16 protein-coding genes are annotated in these 18,966 nt (G+C 67.8%); 5 read left to right on the top strand and 11 right to left on the bottom strand.

Translation table 11 applies throughout. The annotated features are described in order from the left end of the window. Positions 1-31: 31 nt before the first annotated feature. Positions 32-1,114 (bottom strand): recombinase RecA, encoded by a 1,083-nt coding sequence (recA, locus tag Q0053_RS03705; RefSeq protein WP_298096196.1) that lies wholly within the window; start codon positions 1,112-1,114, stop codon positions 32-34. A gap of 417 nt (positions 1,115-1,531) precedes the next feature. Between recA and Q0053_RS03700 the strand changes: the two genes are divergently transcribed. From Q0053_RS03700 to Q0053_RS03690, 3 genes are all read left to right on the top strand, one after another. Next, a complete protein-coding gene (locus Q0053_RS03700) occupies positions 1,532-2,137 on the top strand; it encodes a LuxR C-terminal-related transcriptional regulator (RefSeq protein ID WP_298096193.1) in 606 nt (201 codons plus the stop codon). A 276-nt stretch (positions 2,138-2,413) separates the two neighbouring features. Next, a complete protein-coding gene (locus tag Q0053_RS03695) occupies positions 2,414-3,214 on the top strand; it encodes a bacteriorhodopsin-like (protein WP_298096190.1) in 801 nt (266 codons plus the stop codon). 124 nt (positions 3,215-3,338) lie between these two features. Beyond that, complete coding sequence (locus Q0053_RS03690; protein ID WP_298096188.1) at positions 3,339-5,579, top strand: TonB-dependent receptor; 2,241 nt, start codon at positions 3,339-3,341, stop codon at positions 5,577-5,579. Positions 5,580-5,598: 19 nt separating this feature from the next. Here Q0053_RS03690 and Q0053_RS03685 read toward each other — a convergent pair whose 3' ends face one another. From Q0053_RS03685 to chpT, 4 genes are all read right to left on the bottom strand, one after another. After that, entirely contained in the window at positions 5,599-7,473 is a 1,875-nt protein-coding gene (locus Q0053_RS03685; protein ID WP_298096185.1) for a M20/M25/M40 family metallo-hydrolase, read from the bottom strand. Positions 7,474-7,531: 58 nt separating this feature from the next. After that, positions 7,532-8,347 carry a protein-glutamate O-methyltransferase CheR gene (locus Q0053_RS03680; RefSeq protein ID WP_298096183.1) on the bottom strand — a complete coding sequence of 272 codons (816 nt, stop codon included), beginning with the start codon at positions 8,345-8,347 and terminating at the stop codon, positions 7,532-7,534. 4 nt (positions 8,348-8,351) lie between these two features. Then, on the bottom strand, positions 8,352-8,723 hold the full coding sequence (locus Q0053_RS03675; protein WP_298096180.1) for a response regulator: 372 nt from the start codon (positions 8,721-8,723) through the stop codon (positions 8,352-8,354). A gap of 98 nt (positions 8,724-8,821) precedes the next feature. Next, positions 8,822-9,496 (bottom strand): histidine phosphotransferase ChpT, encoded by a 675-nt coding sequence (gene chpT / locus Q0053_RS03670; protein ID WP_298096178.1) that lies wholly within the window; start codon positions 9,494-9,496, stop codon positions 8,822-8,824. 90 nt (positions 9,497-9,586) lie between these two features. Here chpT and cysQ point away from each other — a divergent pair, with 90 nt between their 5' ends. Continuing rightward, positions 9,587-10,372: a 3'(2'),5'-bisphosphate nucleotidase CysQ gene (gene cysQ, locus Q0053_RS03665; protein ID WP_298096175.1), complete on the top strand. Its 786-nt coding sequence runs from the start codon at positions 9,587-9,589 to the stop codon at positions 10,370-10,372. A 159-nt stretch (positions 10,373-10,531) separates the two neighbouring features. Here the strand turns inward: cysQ and Q0053_RS03660 are convergent, their stop codons facing one another. The 5 genes from Q0053_RS03660 to Q0053_RS03640 all read right to left on the bottom strand — a co-directional run bounded on the left by Q0053_RS03660 (position 10,532) and on the right by Q0053_RS03640 (position 16,336). Then, positions 10,532-11,773, bottom strand: a complete 1,242-nt coding sequence (locus tag Q0053_RS03660) for a hypothetical protein (RefSeq protein WP_298096172.1) — start codon at positions 11,771-11,773, stop codon at positions 10,532-10,534. Positions 11,774-11,998: 225 nt separating this feature from the next. Then, on the bottom strand, positions 11,999-13,630 hold the full coding sequence (locus Q0053_RS03655; protein WP_298096169.1) for a peptide chain release factor 3: 1,632 nt from the start codon (positions 13,628-13,630) through the stop codon (positions 11,999-12,001). Positions 13,631-13,687: 57 nt separating this feature from the next. After that, on the bottom strand, positions 13,688-15,232 hold the full coding sequence (locus tag Q0053_RS03650) for a DUF1570 domain-containing protein (RefSeq protein ID WP_298096166.1): 1,545 nt from the start codon (positions 15,230-15,232) through the stop codon (positions 13,688-13,690). A 67-nt stretch (positions 15,233-15,299) separates the two neighbouring features. Further along, a complete protein-coding gene (locus Q0053_RS03645) occupies positions 15,300-15,680 on the bottom strand; it encodes a hypothetical protein (protein WP_298096163.1) in 381 nt (126 codons plus the stop codon). Between the two features lie 317 nt (positions 15,681-15,997). Continuing rightward, positions 15,998-16,336, bottom strand: a complete 339-nt coding sequence (locus Q0053_RS03640; RefSeq protein ID WP_298096161.1) for a DUF1491 family protein — start codon at positions 16,334-16,336, stop codon at positions 15,998-16,000. A 57-nt stretch (positions 16,337-16,393) separates the two neighbouring features. Here Q0053_RS03640 and Q0053_RS03635 point away from each other — a divergent pair, with 57 nt between their 5' ends. Next, positions 16,394-17,254, top strand: coding sequence for a hypothetical protein (locus Q0053_RS03635; protein ID WP_298096158.1), 861 nt, complete (start codon positions 16,394-16,396; stop codon positions 17,252-17,254). 17 nt (positions 17,255-17,271) lie between these two features. Here the strand turns inward: Q0053_RS03635 and Q0053_RS03630 are convergent, their stop codons facing one another. Next, positions 17,272-18,954 (bottom strand): sensor histidine kinase KdpD, encoded by a 1,683-nt coding sequence (locus Q0053_RS03630; RefSeq protein WP_298096155.1) that lies wholly within the window; start codon positions 18,952-18,954, stop codon positions 17,272-17,274. Positions 18,955-18,966 lie beyond the last annotated feature (12 nt).

The raw sequence follows: 18,966 nt of genomic DNA, 5'->3' as shown, positions 1-18,966 counted from the left end.
CCCCTCCCCGGAAGGGGAGGGGTGTCCGGTCCTAGCCCTCGAGGTCCTGGCCTTCGTCCGGTTCGGGCGTGCCCAGCAGCTCTTCGGCGATCTTGCTGGTCGAGGCGCGCACGGCCTTCTCGATCGAGTCGGCGATGTCCGGATTGGCCTTGAGGAAGGCGCGCACATTCTCGCGGCCCTGGCCGATGCGCTGGCTGTCGTAGGAGAACCAGCTACCCGACTTCTCGACGATCCCGGCCTTGACGCCCAGGTCGATGATCTCGCCCAGTTTGGAGATGCCTTCGCCGTACATGATGTCGAAGATGACCTCGCGGAACGGCGGGGCGACCTTGTTCTTGACCACCTTCACCCGGGTGGTGTTGCCGACGACTTCGTCGCGGTCCTTGATCGCGCCGGTGCGGCGAATGTCGAGGCGAACCGAGGCGTAGAATTTCAGCGCATTGCCGCCCGTCGTGGTTTCCGGCGAGCCGTACATGACGCCGATCTTGTGGCGGATCTGGTTGATGAACAGGACGATGCACTGCGACTTGTTGATCGAGGCGGTCAGCTTGCGCAGGGCCTGGCTCATCAGACGGGCCTGCAGGCCGGGCAGGCTGTCGCCCATTTCGCCCTCGATCTCGGCGCGCGGCGTAAGCGCCGCGACGGAGTCGACCACCACAATGTCCACGGCGCCGGAACGCACCAGGGTGTCGACGATCTCCAGTGCCTGTTCACCCGTATCGGGCTGCGACACCAGCAGGTCGTCGAGGTTGACGCCCAGCTTCTGGGCATAGCCGGGGTCGAGCGCATGTTCGGCGTCGACAAAGGCGGCGGTGCCGCCGGCCTTCTGGATTTCGGCCACGGTGTGCAGGGCCAGGGTCGTCTTGCCCGAGCTTTCCGGCCCGAACACCTCGATCACCCGGCCGCGCGGCAGGCCGCCGATGCCCAGGGCCATGTCGAGGCCCAGGGAGCCGGTCGAAACCGAAGGAATGGCTTCGGTCACGCCGTTCTTGCCCAGTTTCATCACCGAGCCCTTGCCGAAGGCGCGGTCGATCTGGGCGATCGCCGCCTCCAGAGCCCGCTGTTTGTCGCCGTCGTCCCGCGTCACCAATTTCAGATTCGCCTGAGCTGCCACCTTGCCACTCTCCTTTGCCATGATTCCCGTCTGGTTCCGGGAGAGACCCGCCTGGACCCGCTCCCTGTTGAGCGGCAGTTAGTACACGGTTTGTTCCGGTTGCCAATATGTTCTTTTTTGACGGTCCGGGCGTTCCTGCGAGGATGCGACCGAATTTGACGTAGCGTCTGGCCGGGGCCTTCGGTTGTGGATCCACGACCTGAAGGTCGGTCGCCTCAGCCGCCGGGTGCCCCCGGCTGCAGAGTGTGGTCTGTCGAACGCAGGATCGGGGGTGATGCCGTCCTTGCCATTGTCATTTCAACGCAAGACGAATCATATTCCGTTCTTGCCGCCAATCCTCACCGGATTGGGCTAGGTGATGGTTGGGGCAGGCCTTGGGCCGCGCCGGGGGGCGTCATGCGTTTGACCTGTTACGATATGGACGAGGACGGCGTCGCCTTGATGTCGGCCATCGTGAACAGTCCGATCGCTTCGGTCATCAGTAACCCGCGCCTGCCGGACAATCCCATCATCGGGGTCAACAAGGCGTTTTGCGACCTGACGGGTTACGGCACGGACGAGATCCTGGGACGAAACTGCCGCTTTCTCGCCGGGCCGGCGACGGAGCCCTGGCTGACGGACCGGATTCGCCAGGGCACGCTGAACCGGAAGCCGACACTGGTGGAGATCCTGAACTACAAGCGCTGCGGCACGCCGTTCCGGAACGCTGTCCTGGTGGCACCCATATTCCTGCCGAACGGGGAGCTGGAGTATTTCCTCGGCTCCCAGGTCGAACTGGATGAAGGCGCGACCGGCCCCCTGTCCTGCCGACACCAAAGGGCGCGCGAAATCGTCGGGACGCTTTCGCCACGTCAACGCGAAGTCCTGCAGCAGATATCAGCCGGATATCGCAGCAAGCAGATATCCTTCAATCTCGGTCTCAGCGAGAAGACCGTAAAGATGCACCGGTCGCTGATCCTGGAAAAGATTGGCACACACAATGTGGCAGATGCGATTCGTCTGGCCGTTGAGGCCGGACTCTAGACTTCACGGTCAGACAACTGCTCGGACCATACCGCCTAAAGGCCGTATGGTGTGCCAATCCGCAAGCTCCTAACGATTAGCGTGGAGGGGTGGGCGCTGCTGGTTCGTTTTCATTTTCAGTCTGAATGAACAAATGCCGGCTCACTGAGCGGCAAGCTCCGGATCAATTCCGGGGCCAGTAATCGTTGAACAGTTCTTATATCAGTGACCTCTAGCCGTCCCGTTCAAAGTAAAAAACGAATAAGTATAATAACGGTATTAACCGAGGAAACGTCAATGGAATCTATGACTTTAGGCCAGTATGAACTGGTGTACAACGCGTTCTCGTTCAGTATTGCGACCATGGGCGCAGCCACCCTGTTTTTCTGGCTCAGCCGGGACACGGTAGCGCCCCAATACAGGGCGGCGCTGGTGATTTCGGGTCTGGTGACCTTCATCGCGGCCTATCACTACTGGAGAATCTTTGGCAGCTGGTCGTCGGCCTTTTCCGTCGATGCCGTTGCCGGCACGGTCGCGCCGTCCGGCGAGAAGTTCAACGATGCCTATCGCTACGTTGACTGGCTTCTGACGGTTCCCCTGCTGCTCGTCGAACTCATCCTGGTCATGGGTCTGTCGCGGGCTGCGACGATCTCGAAGGGCGTTCGACTGGGCGTGCTCGCCGCGCTCATGGTCGCCCTCGGCTATCCGGGCGAGATCGCCACCGACATGAGCACCCGCCTGCTGTGGGGTGCCCTCTCGATGATTCCGTTCCTGTTCATCCTGTTCGAACTGTTCGTCGGGCTGCGGGGATCGATCAAGAACCAGCCGGAAGAAGCCCGCGGCCTGGTCAATCTGGCGATCATCGTGACGGTTCTGTCCTGGAGCTTCTACCCGGTCGTGTACTTTGCACCGCTTCTGTTTGGTGCGGGGAATGCGAACATCGCCACGATGAGCGGAGATGCGGCCATGATCGTTCAGGTCGGCTACACCATCGCCGACATCGTCGCGAAGGCCGGCTTCGGTGTGCTCATCTTCATGATCGCATCGGCCAAGAGCCAGGAGTGGCGCGCAAAGAACGCCACCGCGGCTCACGCGTAAACCGGCTGAGTACCGCCGGGAAACAGGGAACGGGTGGCCTGTGGCCACCCGTTTTCTTTCATTACCGTCAGCGCGGTTGAGTCCTTGCGTCCCGACTCCTGCCTGACTGAACGGAAACAGTGACATGATCCTCGCGCTCCTTCTGCAAACGCCCATGGTCGAGGCGAAACAGATTGATCCTGCCGGTCAGGTTCAGATGCTGGACGAAGTGATCGTCACGGCACGCCGAACCGAAACGCCGGTGGAAGACGTGCCCGGAAGCGTCGAGGCGCTTGATGCGGCCGCCGTAAGCCAGGCCGGACTGTTCCGGGCCTCCGATCTGGCGGGCCTGTCCGCCAGTGTGACCGAGCGGTCCATTTTCGGCTCCTCGGCACCCCAGTTCTTCATCCGCGGCATCGGCTCGAACGATGTGAACCCCAGCGCCAATCCCGGGGTCGCGGTCTATCTCGACCAGGCTTTCATCGCCTCGCCCCTGGCCCAGAACGTCGCCCTGTTCGACCTGTCCGGAGCCGAGATCCTGAAGGGGCCGCAGGGCACCCTGTTCGGCCGGAACTCGACGGGCGGGGCCCTGATCTTCAAGACCAATGCGCCCGGCAACACGCCCGGGCTCGACCTCAGCGCCGGCGTCGGGTCGTTCGGGCTGCAGACCTATGACGTCGCCGCAGACACCGGTCGGCTGGGACCGATTCTGGCGCGGGTCGCCGCCACCTATCGCAAGTCGGACGGCTATACCGACAACACCCTCACCGGCGGCAAAGAGAACGGCATCGAGACCTTCGCCATCCGGCTGCGCGCCGACACCGACACGGGCGGGCCCTGGTCGGCCGGACTGATCGTCGACTACGGCAATGACCGGTCGGCCATGACGGCCCACGAGGGCCTCGGCCTGTTTGCCCCGGAGGGCTTTGCCACCCCGCCACCGGCCGGACCGGCCTTCATTCCCTGCGCGCCGCAACGGGTCCTCGCAGGGGAGTGTCTCAATCTTCTCGGCTATCGCTATTCGGCGGATCCGTTCTCGGAAGGCTTTGACCGCGACAGCCGCGAACATCTGGACACGGGCGGGGCGGTGCTGACCCTGCACCGCGCCGGCCCCATCGAAGCGACCTCGATCACCTCCTGGCGGTTCGCGGACCGGGATGTCCGGGAAGACACCGATGCCAGCCCGCTGGATCTGGTGTCCCTCGATTTCGACAACGAGAGCCGGGTCTTCACCCAGGAGTTCCTGTTCGGCGGACAGCAGGGCCGGTTTGACTGGCGCGCCGGTGCTTTCGGACTGGATGAGAGCCTGAGCACGACCAACCGGTTCTCGACCCTCGGCACCCTGCGCGCAGCCGGCGTCCGCTTTATCGACGATCCGTTCCTGTTTGCCTTCGGGCCGTTCCGACTGGCCCAGACCTACACCCTCGACACCCGGTCGGTTGCCCTGTTCGCGGAAACAGACTTCCGCGCGACCGACCGGCTTTTCCTCACCGCCGGTGCGCGGGTGACCCGGGAACGCACGTCCTTTGAAACCGAGACCCGTTTTCAGGAGGTCACGGCCAATCCGGTTCTCTCGCCGAAGCGGAGCGGCGAGCAGACCGACGACGCCATATCGTGGCGTCTCGCCGCCCGCTATGAGCTGGCAGCGCACCGGGTCGCCTATGTCAGTGTCAATCGCGGCTTCAAGTCCGGCAGTTTCAACGGCGGGGCGCTCTTCCCGACCGATACCATCGGCCCCGTGGCGCCGGAGTTTGTGACCGCGTGGGAGGCGGGCTCCACATGGCGGTTCACCGAGGGGCTGGCGGTCAATGCCGCCGCCTTCTTCTACGACTATTCGGACCTGCAGGACTTCACCCTGCGCGCCACACCGCCCCCGGCCCGCCAGGTGCTGGACAGCGCGGACGCCGAGATGAAGGGGATTGACGTCACGCTTCGGGCGGCCTTGCCCCGGAATGTGAACCTGCGGGTGAGCACATCCTGGCTGGATGCGACCTTCACCGATTTTGTCGACGCCAACGGGGTCGACCGGTCTGGCAACCGACTGACCGCATCCCCCGAATTCTCGGCGGTTGCGGCCCTGTCATGGCAGGGCAGCCTGGCCGGGGACTGGACCGTCGGCGCAGACCTCAGCGCCAACTACCGGACCGCCATATTCTTCGACAACACCAACGATCCCCTGCTGCAGTCGGAGGCACGAACCCTCGTGGATGCGGCCGTGACGATCGGCCATGTCCGGTCGGGCGTTTCCGCCAGTTTCGCCGTGCGCAACCTGACCGACGAGATTGTGGTTTCCGACGCCCTGCCGATCACCAACTATGGCTTCATCCAGCGGACGTTCGCGCCCCCACGCGCCTTCTTCTTCACGGTGAGGTCGTCCTTCCAGTAGCGGCTTCCGGGCGGCCGGGTCAGGCCGTCTTCGCCGCGACCATAGGCTCCATCACCTGGGCGGCGACCGACAGGCCGCCGCCGATCAGCAGGGCTGCCGCCGCCGCGATCAGGAGGGGGCGGGCCAGTCCCTGCCCGGGACTCAGCGGCCGGATCAGCATCAGCACCAGCAGGCCGAGCAGGGCCAGCACGCCGGGCAGGTCCATGCCGACGCCGAGGAAGACGCCGTGGGCCTGGGCCAGGATCCAGCCCCCGCCCGGCACGGCGGCGATCGCCGCCGGTGCCAGCGACTGCGTGCGGGTCAGTGACGGGTCGAGCAAGGCGGCCAGCGCGGCGGCGACGGCGGCCAGCAGCCCGGTCCAGACGAAGAGGAAGGCGGCCTCGGGCGCCAGCGCCTGTGCCGGGATCGCCAGGAGCAGGATCAGGCCGATCAGGCCCGTCCAGCTGCCCCAGGTCGAACGGGCGGCGAGCCCGGGGAAGAGCGACAGGCCGACGGCGGCCACAGCCGCCCCGATCACGATCGGGTTCAGCCCGCCCAGGGCCAGGGCCACGACGGCGGCCAGGGCTATGGCCCCGGCGACGATGCGGCGATCCAGCCGGGTCCGTCCGCCGAACAGGACGAGGGCGACCGCCAGCACGGTCAGGGCGGCCCCCGCCTCCATCCACGGCAGCCGGGCCAGCAGGGTGTAATAGGCGTCGGCACTGTCGGCCCGACCCGCCATGGGCCCGGCCAGAACCCGCACGAACTGGGTCAGGACCAGGCCCGTCGACAGGAACCACAGGCCGTCGAGCGCGCCGCGCCCGGCGTCGGCGAAGGTCAACTCGGCCCGGGTCCTCGCGCGCCAGACAGCCAGACCGAGGCCGAGGAAGGCCAGCCCCAGCAAGGCCCATCCCATCACCGGTGAATGACTGATGATGACGCGGCCGAACAGGTCGGCATAGACGACATTGGCCGTCGCGGCGGGCAGGGCCGGGGCCCGCAACAGGGCGTCCGCCGTCTCCAGCGCCTGTGAGCCGATATGCTGGACGCTGCCCGGGTCGAGCGCATCGGGGGTCGAGACGGCGGCGTGATACTGTTCCGGGCGGCCGATGAAGGCGAGATTGACCCCCTGCACGCCGCGCGCCTTGGGAATGGTGAAGTCGGTGCCGTTGGGCATGGCCTCATAGACGAAGACTGCCAGGGAGTTGGACGAGACCCCGCCCGTGGCGCGGGCACCGGCGCGGGCGAACAGGGCGATGGTTTCGGCATTGCCGCGCCCGGTCTCGAACATCATGGCCCGGCCGCCGCCGCCGCGCGCTTCCAGATTGACCACCGCCCCGATGCGGTCGCGCAAGGGATGACCACCCCAGAAGGCGCGGGCCCCGTCGAGGTTCAGCTCCTCGCCGTCGGTCAGGATGACGACCAGGGTCCGGTCGGCCGGCCCTCGGGCGCGAATGGCGCGAACGGCCTCTAGGATGGCGGCCACGCCCGTCGAGTCGTCCGCCGCCCCCGCGGAGTCGGGCACGGTGTCATAGTGGGCCATCAGGGCGACGGCGGGCAGGCGCGGATCCCGCCCGGGCAGGACGCCGACCAGATTGGTCAGTTCGATCCCGTGCGCCGAGCCGCCCTCGCGCTCGAGCCGTTGCGCCGCCTTGGGCGACAGGGCTCCGGCCTGGGTCGAGGTCTGCAGGCCGAGTTCGGCCATCCGTTGCAGGAGCACGGCCCGGACCCGCGCATGATCGGCCGAGCCGACGGGATGCGGGCGCTGTGCGATCTCGCGGATGTCGACCATGGCGCGTTCGGTCGAGAAGGCTGTGGCGGGGGCCCCGGCCCCGACGGGCGCGGGGACCTGCAGCGTCAGCACCGCGATCAGCAGCGCCAGAGCCAATGAGCCGACCAGCCAGAGTACCCGCATGATCCATCCTCCCCGATGTAAGGAGCAGGCTAGGCGATCCTAGCCCCGGCGCGAAGCCCTATGCCACGCGCTTCAGCGCCGCCGGCGATTTGACGAACAGGCCCTTGCGGCCGGTCACCGGGCGGAAGGCGATGGTGTCGTTCTCCGGCTGCTCATTGAGGCCGAGGAAGAGGCAGCCGTCATCGACCAGCCGCCGTTCCAGATTGTCCAGCATCGGGCCGCGCCGGGCCGGTTCGACGTCGCTGAGCACATGGCGACAGAAGATGATGTCGAAGCGATGGGAATCCGTGGGCGCATCGCACAGATTGGCACGGGCGAAATGGACCATGGCGCGCAGCTCGGCCCGGGCGATCCAGGCATCCTCGGCCTGGTCGAACCAGCGCAGCATGGTCGCGGCCTTGAGGCCGCGCTGGATTTCAAAGCCGGTGTAGGCACCCGACCGGGCCTTCTCCAGTGCGCGCTGGGAAAGATCGGTCGCGACGATCTCGACCGCGACCCCGGCCTCCTGGGCGGCGATGGCCAGGGACCAGGCCTCCTGGCCGGTCGAACAGCCGGCCGACCAGACCTTGATCGGCTGTCCCCCCCGCGCCCGCGAGAGAGCCGGCAGCAGTTCCTTGCCGAAGGTGTCGAAGCTGACCCGGTCGCGCCGGAACCAGGTCTCGGAATTCAGCAGGGTCTCGATCACGGCCCAGCCGAGGCTGGCGACGGGCTTGGCCCAGAGAGCCTCCAGCATGGCATCGACGGTTTCGAACCCTTCGCGCCGCGCCACCGGCCCGAGGCGGTGCTCGGCCAGCTTGATCCGGTCGCGCGTCAGCCGGAACCCCGCACGGGATGCCATCAGCGACTGCAGACGATCGAAGTCCTCGGGGCTCATGGGGTCAGACGACCCCCACTTCGGCGAATTTCGAGGTCAGGATCTCGCCGTCGAACGGCTTCATCACATAGTCGTCGGCCCCGGCCGACAGGGCCTCGGCGATGCGTTCGGCGCGGGTCTCGATGGTGCAGAACAGGACCTTGGGCGCCAAGCCGCCGGGCAGGGCGCGCAGTCGGCGCAGGAAGGTCATGCCGTCCATCACCGGCATCGACCAGTCCAGCAGGATCACTTCCGGGATCAGGCCGCTGCAGAAGGCAAGCGCCTCGGCCCCGTCGGCGGCCTCATCGACCTCGAAGCCGAGTCCCTCGACGATCCGGCGCGCAACCTTCCGGATGATCCGGCTGTCGTCGACGATGAGACAGGTTTTGGGAGTCAATATCCGGATTCCGAGAAACAGACGCACAACGCGCGCGTGTGCACGACTCCATCATCCCTTGAGCCGGTTAATGACTCCTTGGGACGGTCGCCCGGAAGTCAGATTGGCATGTGGATGGTCAGGGTGACACATCCCTCCTCGACGTGGACGTCCAGGGATCCACCGGCGTCATGAGCCGTCAGCCACAGCCAGTAGGGCTGGATCCATTGGCCGGGCAGGCCCTCCGTCAGGGGCTGTCCCGCCAGTCCCGCGATGGCCTCGCCTTTCAGGCGGGCGCGGGCACCTTCGGCGCGGCCTTCGATGACCAGTCCGGTCCCGTCGGTTCGTGTCGCGATGGTCGCCAGCCCGCCCGAAGGCAGCGCGGCCATGGTCAGATATCCGAGGTTCACCAGCGCCCGCGACTGGGCCTTGGAATAGGTCATGTCCTCGACCGCCCATGTCAGCGATGCCCGTCCGCCCTCGGTCAGGCCGGACACCAGCTCCCCCAGTTCGGCGCCCTGGAAGCGCTCGGACGAGGTCGCGGCCCCGAAGGCCACGCGGGCGAAGGCGACCAGGGCCACCATCTTCTTCGCACTGGCCTCGATCAGCCCCATGGCGTCGTCGCGCATGTCCTGCGCCGTCGGGTCCTTGAGCAGGTCCAGACCCGAGCTGATCGCACCCGCCGGGCTGATGAAGTCATGACACAGCTTGCCGGCGACCAGGGCCGCCAGCGCCTGGCCGTCGGGAAGCGTGGCGCTGTCGGGAAGGGGAGTGTCGGGGGCGGTGTCAGTCATAGGGCCTTGCGCGCAACAGTCGGGAACCGGCGGGACGCTGACCTGATTTGCCGGTTCGCGAAACCGGTCTGATGCTCTAATCGGGCGGTCATGAGTAAACGACTGATGGCCGACCTCGCGTCCGGCACCCTGACCGAGGCGCTGGCGGACATCGCCGAGGACGCCGCCCGGGTCATCCTTCCCTACTGGCGCACCGGTGTGGTGGCGGAGTCCAAGGCCGACGACAGCCCGGTCACCCGCGCCGACCAGGAGGCCGAGGCCCTGATCCTCGCGCGGCTGGCGACACTCTATCCCGGCGTACAGACCGTGGCCGAGGAAGCCGTCGCCGCCGACGGCGCGCCCGCCTCAGCCCATGACTGGTTCTGGCTGATCGATCCGCTGGACGGCACCCGCGGCTTCGTCGAGGGCCGGGAAGCCTTCACCGTCAACATCGCCCTGATCCACAAGGGATCGCCGGTCGCCGGCGTGGTCACGGCGCCCGCGACCGCCACGACCTGGCGCAGCGCCGCGCCCGGCGGCGGGGCCTTCCGTCGCCGGTTCGGCGATGTCTGGCAGGCCATCAAGGTGCGCAACCGGCCCGCCGCGCCCCTGGCGGTGATGAGCCACTCCATGACGGACGTCGAGGCCGGGCGGCTGGCCTCGCGCCACGGCTGCGTGAACTGGCAGGGCATGGATTCGTCGTTGAAATTCTGCCTGATCGCCGAGGGTCGTTTCGACGCCTATCCGCGCACCGGCCCGACCTCGGAATGGGACACGGCGGCAGGCCAGGCCGTTCTGGAAGCCGCCGGCGGCCGCGTCATGGCCGAAGACGGCCAGCCGCTGCGCTACGGCAAGCCGGGGTTCGGCAACGGCGGGTTTGTGGCGTTGGGAGGCTAGGGCTTGGGGCTTGGGGCTTAGGGCTTAGGGCTTAGGGCTTAGGGATTAGGTGGTGGGAATCCGGTACGAAACGCGGAACGAGACCCTTGGCGTCCAATCACCGCTCGACGCCGACCAATCCCTAAGCCCTAAGCCCTAATCCCCAAGCCCCTGACCTGCCTACGTATTCGCCGCCTGAACCTGCACCAGCATCGCCCGCTGAACCAGCGCCGGAGCCCCCCATTCGCGGGCGGTTTCCATGGCCTCGGCCAGCATCATGCCGACGGCGCGGGGTTCGCAACCGGTCAGACGCGCCTTGGCCAGGGCCAGGTGGGCCATGCCGATCTGGTCGGCGACCCATTCCAGCGGCTGGGCACCGGCGGACTGGACCAGGCCGCGCCGGACGACAGCTTCCAGCCCGGTCAGGCCGTCGACATCGCCCATGGCTTCGGCCAGCGCCGTCTCGGCCGCAAGCCTGCGTTCCCGCGCCAGGGCACCGAGGATCAGGCCGGGCTCGCGGGTCAGGGATTCCGCCTCGCACAGCCGTGACAGCGGCGTCTCGGTGTCGCCGGGAGCCAGTTGAACGGCCACCCAGTCCAGCGGGCTGTGATCGGGGGTGAACTGGTCGGCGGCGGCGGCGAACAGGGCCTGGCCCTGGGCAGTGGCAGCCTCGTCCTTCGCCAGCCGGGCCAGTGCCATCAGCCCGGCGCCGGCCAGGGCCAGGGCGCGGGCGCGGGTCAGCGGGCGGTAGTCCGGCGAGGCGGACTCGACCAGCACCCGCAGATCGCGGCCGGCCTGATCCAGCAGTCGCCCGTCGCGCCGCGCCACCCCGGCTTCCAGCCCGAGCGCCGCCCGGTCCAGCCGCAGATCATCGCTGACGGTCGCCGGCAGGGCCTTGGCCCCGTGCAGGGCAGCGTCCAGCAAGGCGGCCGCGTCCAGCATGGCGGCCGGCTCGCCTGAAAGCCGGGCCCGCCGCGCGGACAGCCGGGCGTGCAGGGCTGCGGCCGCCGAGCGGGTCGCCGCACGGTCCGCCGTGAGTGATTGTATGTCGGCCACGGCCGCATTCAGCTTTTCAGGCCCGCCGAACAGGTCAAAGCGCAACAGATGAATCTCGCCGGACTCGAGCGCCGCCATCGCCGTCTGATCGGGCGTGGCCGTGTGCCGCGCCGCATCCGAGGCCGCCGCTGCAGCCCGATCAAGGCTGGCCCGGTGCCCGGTCCGACGGGCGTGCTCGCGCCACAGGGCCGAGGCGCGCATCCAGCTGTCGAAGGGCTGGGCACAGGACACCCGACCGGCGTCGATGCACATCGACTGCGCCTCGTTGGCGACGAGGTCCGCCCCGACGAGCTCCAGCCAGCCGAGGTCCTCGCTCTCGCGCGCCTTTTCGAACAGCTTTCGCAAATCCCGGCCGAATTCGAACATGGGGTCTGGCGCTCCGGTCGTCCCGCTTCGGGACCATGACGCGTCCCTTGGCCCATGACTAGCAAACGCGAAGCCGCGCCGGCGGTTCGAAGGAGTTTTTCTGGTGATTTGATCGTGAACAGGCGTGAGGACCGGGCCGTCCCGTCCGTCCATCCACAGCCCACTTCGCCGCCCCGCGTCCCCCGGCGCTGACACCCGGCGAACCATGCCTTGGGGTTTGGCCGCCTAGCCCCGCTCCTTCGTCTTCGTGAACGCCACCTGGGGGAACCGCTCCATCACATAGCCGGTCTCCCAGCTGGACTTGGCCAGAAACACCGGGTCGTCGTCGATGTCGCGGGCCATCTGGCCGCGGTATTTGCCCATGAAATCCTCGAGATCGGCCTTGGTCCCGCCGATCCAGCGCGCCTCGGCCCAGGGCGAGGGTTCAAAGATGACCTCCAGCCCGTATTCCTCGCCCAGCCGGTCGGCCATGACCTCGAACTGCAGCTGGCCGACGGCGCCGACGATGAAGTCCGAACCCATTTCGGGCCGGAACAGCTGGGTCACGCCCTCCTCGGCCAGGCCGTCCAGCGCCTTCTTCAGGTGTTTGGCCTTGAGCGGATCCTTGACCCGCACGCGCTGCAGGATTTCCGGCGCGAAATTGGGCAGGCCGGCGAAACGGATCAGGCCGCTCTCGGACAGGCTGTCGCCGACGCGCAGGACGCCGTGGTTGGGGATGCCGATGACGTCGCCGGCATAGGCGTCCTCGGCCAGTTCGCGGTCGCTGGCGAAGAACATGATGGGGGCGTTCACGCTCAGCTGTTTGCCGGTGTTCTGGACCTTCAGCTTCATGCCGCGCTGGAATTTGCCCGAGGCCATGCGGAACATGGCGATGCGGTCGCGGTGGTTGGGGTCCATGTTCGCCTGGACCTTGAAGACAAAGCCGGTGACCTCGGCCTCGCCGGGGGCCACCGTCAGCGGGACCGGTTCGGCGGCGTTGCGGGTCCCGGCGGGGGCGGCCTTGTGCGCCTTCATGACCTTCGGCGGCGGCGCCCATTCGCCGATCGCGGCCAGCAGTTCGTCGATGCCGAAATGGCGCAGGGCCGAGCCCCACAGCACAGGCGTCATATGGCCCTCGAGGAAGGACTGGCGGTCGAACGCGGGATAGCCGCCCTCGACCAGTTCCTGCGCCTCCAGCAGGGCCTCATGTTCGCCGGCCTCGAAATACGACCCGGCTTCGGACAGCGGCAGGGCGTCGGGGTGGGGCACGTCCTCGGCGGCCCCGGCGGGCTTGCGGGCATAGGGCTGGAACCTTCCGGTGCCCATCTCGACCATGCCGCGCAGACGGTTGCCGCTCTGCGCCGGCCACCAGATCGGAGCCGGGTCGAGCTGCAGGCGCGAGGCGATCTCGTCCAGCAGCGCCATCGGGTCCTGGGCCTCGCGGTCCAGCTTGTTGATGAAGGTGATGATCGGGATGTCGCGCAGGCGGCAGACCTCGAACAGCTTCAGCGTCTGCGGCTCGATGCCCTTGGCGGCGTCCAGCACCATGATGGCGCAGTCGGCGGCGGTCAGGGTGCGGTAGGTGTCTTCGGAGAAGTCCTCGTGCCCCGGCGTGTCCAGCAGGTTGAACATCTTGCCGTCATGCTCGAACGTCATCACGGACGCAGAGACCGAGATGCCGCGCTCCTTCTCGATCTTCATCCAGTCGGACTGGGTGCGCCGGTTCTCGCCACGCGCTCGCACGGCCCCGGCCGCGCGAATGGCTCCCCCCGCCAGCAGGATATGCTCGGTCAGGGTGGTCTTGCCCGCGTCGGGGTGCGCGATGATGGCGAAGGTCCTGCGGCGCAGGGCCTCCTGTTCGAGAGAGCGTTTCGACATGGTGGCGGGGGTTAGCGCGGACGGGGCGGAAAGTCACCCGTCGGCGAAGCCGGTCGGTCAGGACGCGGGCGCGGGGGCTGCCTCCGGTTCCGCCTGCCCGGCCGCGGGCACCATCCCGGCCAACTGCATCGCCTGCTGCAGCAGCGCGCGCACCTCGGTCAGGCGGTCGCCGCCGTGCGGGTTGTTGGCGAGCGGCATCAGGTAGAAGACGGCCTCGCGGTACTGGCCCCGGTTCATCATGGCCTGTGCAGCCTGATAGCGCAGGGCTGAGACCTGTGGGGCCAGATCAACCCCGTTCCGCAGGACCTCCAGGTCATTGTCGCTGGGGTAGGTGGAGGCTCCGCGACGGTTCCGGTTCAGGGCCAGGTAGGTTCGGTAATCCAGACCATCCGCGGCGTAGGCGCGCGCCAGCGCGCGCCGGGCCTCGCTGTAGAGGGATTGGCGCCGGTCAGGATCGCCGTCCTTTTCGGCCTTGTCGCCGGCGTCCATCAGGGTCACGGCGAAGAACCGCTGCCCCAGCGGTTCGTCCGGATGCGCCCCGGCAATCGGTCGCATGACCTCCACCGCCTCGTTCGGCTGCTGCATGTCGAGGTAGGCCTGGGCGAGAACGCGCGCGGCGAAGGGATCGTCGGGGTACCGCGCCGCCACGCCCTGCGCCTCGGCCAGATTTGCAGCCCGAAGCGGTTCCGGGACGAAGCGTGCGAGCCGCAGGTCCAGCCAGATGAGCTCGCTCTCGGCAGGACTCAGCGCAGTGACGGTCACGTCAGCGGGGGGAAATGCATAGGGCTGGGACAGGAAATTGATACGTCCACTGACGTATCGGCGAACGTCGTCCTGAAGCTGGTCGGGGGTCCGGTCGATGGTCCCAGCCAAGGCCTCGACCGGATCCCGGCCGCTGTTGATGGCACCGAGGTAGAGGAACAGTTTTGCCTGCCGCTCCGGCGTGCTCATCAGATAGTGGGTGAGCGCCCAGGACTGGGCATAATAGAAATGTCCGCGTGATCCGGTGTCGTACGAGCGGGATCGCAGGACCTGTTCCATCGGCATCCAGCTGTTGGTCCCGAGAGTCAGGGAGTTCATCCGACCCGGGCTGTGCAAGCCGATCCGCATGCGGCTTGGTGAGAGGTCAGCGGTCGCGAAAAACTCCGCGAATCCTTCACTGAACCAGCCGGGAAAAGCCCCGTTCAGGTTCTGGTACATGTAGTGATGGCCGTATTCGTGGAACAGGGTGTGGTCGTTCTCGGGACCGGTTCCCCCGGTAACGGCGAAGATCCGCTCCTCCCCCGCTGTGTAGAACCCGCCGATGCTCTCGGGCATGTCTGGCCAGACCTTCAGCATGTCGGCACGCCCGTCGGCCAGATAGATGGTCAGGCGCGGGGGGATCACATCGGGATCACGGGGCGGAAACCAGGTGCGCAGTACCCGGTCGAACCGCTCGACCTTCTGTGCATAGTTCCGCAGGCTGCCTTCGCTCGTATTGCCGTAGATGACGAAATGTTCGCTCGTGGCCTTGCGCCACTCGGCCCGGGCGGGCGGGGCGAACAGCAGGAGTGAAGCGAGCGCGGCCAGCGCCACGGCTCTCAGGAATGACATCGCGCTCATGGAACCCCCGCTCCCCTGCCCAAGGCACAACCTTAGCTTGGGAGTTCGGTTCGGTTCAAGCCGGGTATCAGGCGGCCATACGCATCCAGACCGCACGGTCGGCGGTGCGGGCGTTCAGCTTGCCCTTGGCGGCGCGGGCCTTCAGCTGGAGCATGACGGTGTCGGGCAGGGCGCAGAACCGGGGCTCGACGAGGTTCGGATCGCAGCCGGCCGCCGGGGCGGCAAACAGGGCGGCGTTCACCTCGGGCGACCGGTCGTGGATCAGCCACGCCAGCCGGCGCGCCCGCTGCGGATCATTGAGGTGCAGCATCGGATCCTCGGAAAACAGTTCGCAGCCGAGTTCCAGCACATAGTCGAGCTCCAGGTTCTCGAAACGGCGCGCGTCGCCGGGCGTGACCGGGGAGGCCTCGTCCAGATCGAACACAACGTCGTTGAGAAGAAAGAGCATCGACAACACCCACCATCGCTCCGGGCTCATTGCGGCCCGTTGAAGCTGACCATAGGCGCCTGCACTTGAGGTTCCGTGTGCGAACGCAGTTAAGGATTTCGCACTGGCGGCCGGGGACGGTCACAGGTGGTTAGGGGGTGGCGGAGTGGGTGGTGGCGAGTGGCGAGTGGCTGGTGGTTAGTGGCTAGTGGTTAGTGATTGGCCGCCGGCCGGGGCGTGGTGCCAGCTGCGCCGCCCTTCCGCCGACAGTGATGCGAACAGCCACTAATCACTAATCGCTGGCCACTAGCCACTCGCCACTAACCACTAACCACTAATCACCCCCCGTCCCCCGCCACCTTCTCCGTAATAAAATGCCTCCCCTCGCGGTCCTCGATCTCGACCACCCAGAGGTCCGGGTCGTAGCCGGTCTGGCGCTGGATGTAGGCGTCGAGCTCGCTCTCGAACTCGCTCTCGACCGGCTGCATCCACAGCCGCTCGCCGTCGGGTCCGAAGGCCTCACTATAGAGTCGGGCGCGGCGGCTGGAGGTGTCGAAGGCCTTGACGATGACGGTCCCGGCGCGGGCGTCGCCCTTGCGTGCGACCGTGGCGAAGGCCCCGCCCAGCTCGGCCCGGCGGATCAGGGCGGACACCCAGAGGTCGCTCGAAAGAAGCAATTTGATAACCCTGCTCGGAAACCGGACCGGAACGCGTGATGCGTAAGGTGCGGTCCCATGACGATAGGCCAGACCGCCCTGAAGACCAAAGCCGCCCTGGCTGCCGCCGCCTTGCTGGCGCTGCCGACCCTTGCCCGGGCCGAGGCCGGCACCACCTATTATGAGCGCGCCTTCGTGGTTGCCGCCGACGCGCGCTGCAACCTGTTCGCCCCCCATATCGACGCGGCACTCCAGGCGGCCACGGCCCAGGCCCGCGGTGCCGCCCTGCGTTCGGGGACCGGTCCCTCCGAGCTCGCCGCCGCCGCCGACCGCGCCCGCGCCCGTGCCGCGACGGTATCCTGTTCCGATCCGCAGCTGGCCCTGGTCCGCGCCAGGGTGGACGGGGCCTTTGCGGGCTGGATGCGTACCCCGCGCATGGATTTCCCCGGCACCCGCCGGACCTGGACCGCCAACCGCATCCGCTCGGCAACCGCCAACTGGCGGCTGCAGCAGATGTCCATGGTCGGGGCCTCGCCGGTCGCCTTCGGCTATGCAGGCAAGGGCGATGCGCCGGACCTCACGGCGGTGGTCAGTTTCGTCGGCCGTTCGCGCCCCTATGCCGCCCGCATCGTGCTGCGCGATCCGGTCCGGGTGCAGCGGCCCTGGCTGGCCGGCGACGGTCTGGCTCCGGTCTCGGCCCGTGCCAGCCTCTGGGCCACGGGGGTCGCTCCGGCTGAAGCCACCCTGCTGGCCGCGGAGCGCCGGACCGGCGAGGCGTGGCGGTTCCCCGCCGCGGTCGCTGACGCACTCGGGCGCCTCGACCCGCGCGAGACCTTCGCCGTCGAATTCCATTTCCGCGACGGCAGTGTGGCGACGGCGAAATTCGAGGCCGGCGACTTCACGGCCGGGCGGGCGTTCCTGGCGATGGGGATGCTTTAGGGGCCTGCCGCGCCCTTTCAACCCCCGCCCTTCCGGGGCATCGGGATGATCTCGGCACCGCCCTCCGGCGCGGGGGCCCGCGCGATCACGGCTACGGGCAGGCGCACCGTCACCGCCGTGCCCTCGCCCAGCGTGCTGTCGATGCTCATCCGGCCGCCGTGCAGTTCGGCAAGGGCGCGGACCAGCGACAGGCCCAGACCCGTTCCCTGCCGACGCTGCTCGATCTCTCCGGCCTGTTCGAACGGCCGGCCCAGACGGCGGACGTCCTCCGGGGCGATGCCCACGCCGGTGTCGGCGACAATGACTTCCAGATAGGGGCCGATGGCCTCGACCGTCACCGTGATCGCGCCGTCCCGCGGGGTGAATTTCACGGCATTGGACAACAGGTTCAGGGCGATCTGCTTCAGCGCGCGCCGGTCGGCCGAGACCTCGACCGGATCGCCGGGCAGGACGCTGGACAGGCTGACGCCCTTGTCGTCGGCATTGACCCGGACCAGGGCCATGGCGGCCGAGACCACCTCGCGGGCATCGAACTGTTCCAGCGTCAGCGTATAGCGCTCGGCCTCGATCTTGGTCACGTCGAGCACATCGTTGATCAGGTCCAGCAGATGGCCGCCCGCCTGGTGGATGTTCTCGGCATATTCGCTGTAGCGGTCGGGCAGGGGACCGAAAATGCGCTGGCGCATGATGTCCGAAAAGCCGAGCACGGCGTTCAGGGGCGTGCGCAGTTCGTGGCTCATATTGGCCAGGAAGCGGGTCTTGCCGGCCTCTCGGGCTTCGGCCTCCTGTCGGGCGACCTCGAGGCCCAGTTCGCGGGCGTACTGGGCGGTCGCATCGAACAGCTGGGCGATCAGACGGGGCTCCGCAGGATCGTCCAGACGGCGCACGATCAACTGCACCCGGCGGTCCAGTGCCGTCCGCGGTGCGAACACGGCCGCACCGTCGTGACCCTTCAGGGCGCGCTCGATGGCGGCCAGAAGCTGCGGCCGGTCCGGCGCATGCAATGCGGCCACGAGACCGCTTTCGAACAGGGGATCGACCGGCAGGGAGACGGGCGGGGCCCCATAGGCGGCCAAAACTCGACCGGAAGGTTCCAGCACAAGGGTGAGGCCGGGCTGGGCGGCCAGCAGGCTCTCGAGCCGGGCCGTCTCGGCCTCGGCGGCGGTGAGCCGGGCCTCGCGCTGACGCCACGACAGACGGACCGCCAGGGCTGCGGCGGTGGCGGTCAACAGGGCCGAAATGGCCGCAAGACCGGGCAGGTGCGGGCCGGGGGTGACCGAGGCCGAGAGCAGGCCGGCGACGGCCGCGAGGCCCACGGCGAGGGCACCGAGCTGAACCGGCCGCGGTCCGCCGAGCGCGATCCCCGCTGCGAGGGGAAGAAAGACAAAGCCGCTGAGCGGACCCGTCAGGCCTCCGGACAGGGCGGCGGTCAGCAGGGCGGCGACGCTCCAGATGCCGAGCTGCGCCATCCGCTCGGGACCGCCGTCGCGCCGCAGCAGGGCAAGGCCCGTGAGGCCGGGCACCACCATGGTCAGGACACCGTAGAACACCGAGCCGTCGACGCCGCCGATCCAGCGCCCGCCGAGCGCCAGCAGCGCCACCGCCACCGCCCAACCCGCATGCCAGGCAGCCAGCGACGGACGATCGCTCGCCGGAGCGTCGGGCAGGGGCTTCGGGTCAGGGCGGGCGGACTGGATCAAGGGCAGGCTGGG

This window comes from Brevundimonas sp. (genome assembly GCF_027487935.1).
In the GTDB taxonomy this organism is placed as follows: Bacteria; Pseudomonadota; Alphaproteobacteria; order Caulobacterales; family Caulobacteraceae; genus Brevundimonas.
The sequence above is the reverse complement of the archived record's forward strand: the minus strand, read 5'-3'. Positions and strand labels throughout refer to the sequence as shown.

Excerpts from the sequence above, each read along its gene's own strand:
- Q0053_RS03700 (WP_298096193.1), top strand. The coding sequence starts at position 1,532 with ATGGACGAGGACGGCGTCGCCTTGATGTCGGCCATCGTGAACAGTCCG.
- Q0053_RS03695 (WP_298096190.1), top strand. The coding sequence starts at position 2,414 with ATGGAATCTATGACTTTAGGCCAGTATGAACTGGTGTACAACGCGTTC.
- Q0053_RS03690 (WP_298096188.1), top strand. The coding sequence starts at position 3,339 with ATGATCCTCGCGCTCCTTCTGCAAACGCCCATGGTCGAGGCGAAACAG.
- Q0053_RS03685 (WP_298096185.1), bottom strand. The coding sequence starts at position 7,473 with ATGCGGGTACTCTGGCTGGTCGGCTCATTGGCTCTGGCGCTGCTGATC.
- Q0053_RS03680 (WP_298096183.1), bottom strand. The coding sequence starts at position 8,347 with ATGAGCCCCGAGGACTTCGATCGTCTGCAGTCGCTGATGGCATCCCGT.
- chpT (WP_298096178.1), bottom strand. The coding sequence starts at position 9,496 with ATGACTGACACCGCCCCCGACACTCCCCTTCCCGACAGCGCCACGCTT.
- cysQ (WP_298096175.1), top strand. The coding sequence starts at position 9,587 with ATGAGTAAACGACTGATGGCCGACCTCGCGTCCGGCACCCTGACCGAG.
- Q0053_RS03660 (WP_298096172.1), bottom strand. The coding sequence starts at position 11,773 with ATGTTCGAATTCGGCCGGGATTTGCGAAAGCTGTTCGAAAAGGCGCGC.
- Q0053_RS03655 (WP_298096169.1), bottom strand. The coding sequence starts at position 13,630 with ATGTCGAAACGCTCTCTCGAACAGGAGGCCCTGCGCCGCAGGACCTTC.
- Q0053_RS03650 (WP_298096166.1), bottom strand. The coding sequence starts at position 15,232 with ATGAGCGCGATGTCATTCCTGAGAGCCGTGGCGCTGGCCGCGCTCGCT.
- Q0053_RS03645 (WP_298096163.1), bottom strand. The coding sequence starts at position 15,680 with ATGCTCTTTCTTCTCAACGACGTTGTGTTCGATCTGGACGAGGCCTCC.
- Q0053_RS03635 (WP_298096158.1), top strand. The coding sequence starts at position 16,394 with ATGACGATAGGCCAGACCGCCCTGAAGACCAAAGCCGCCCTGGCTGCC.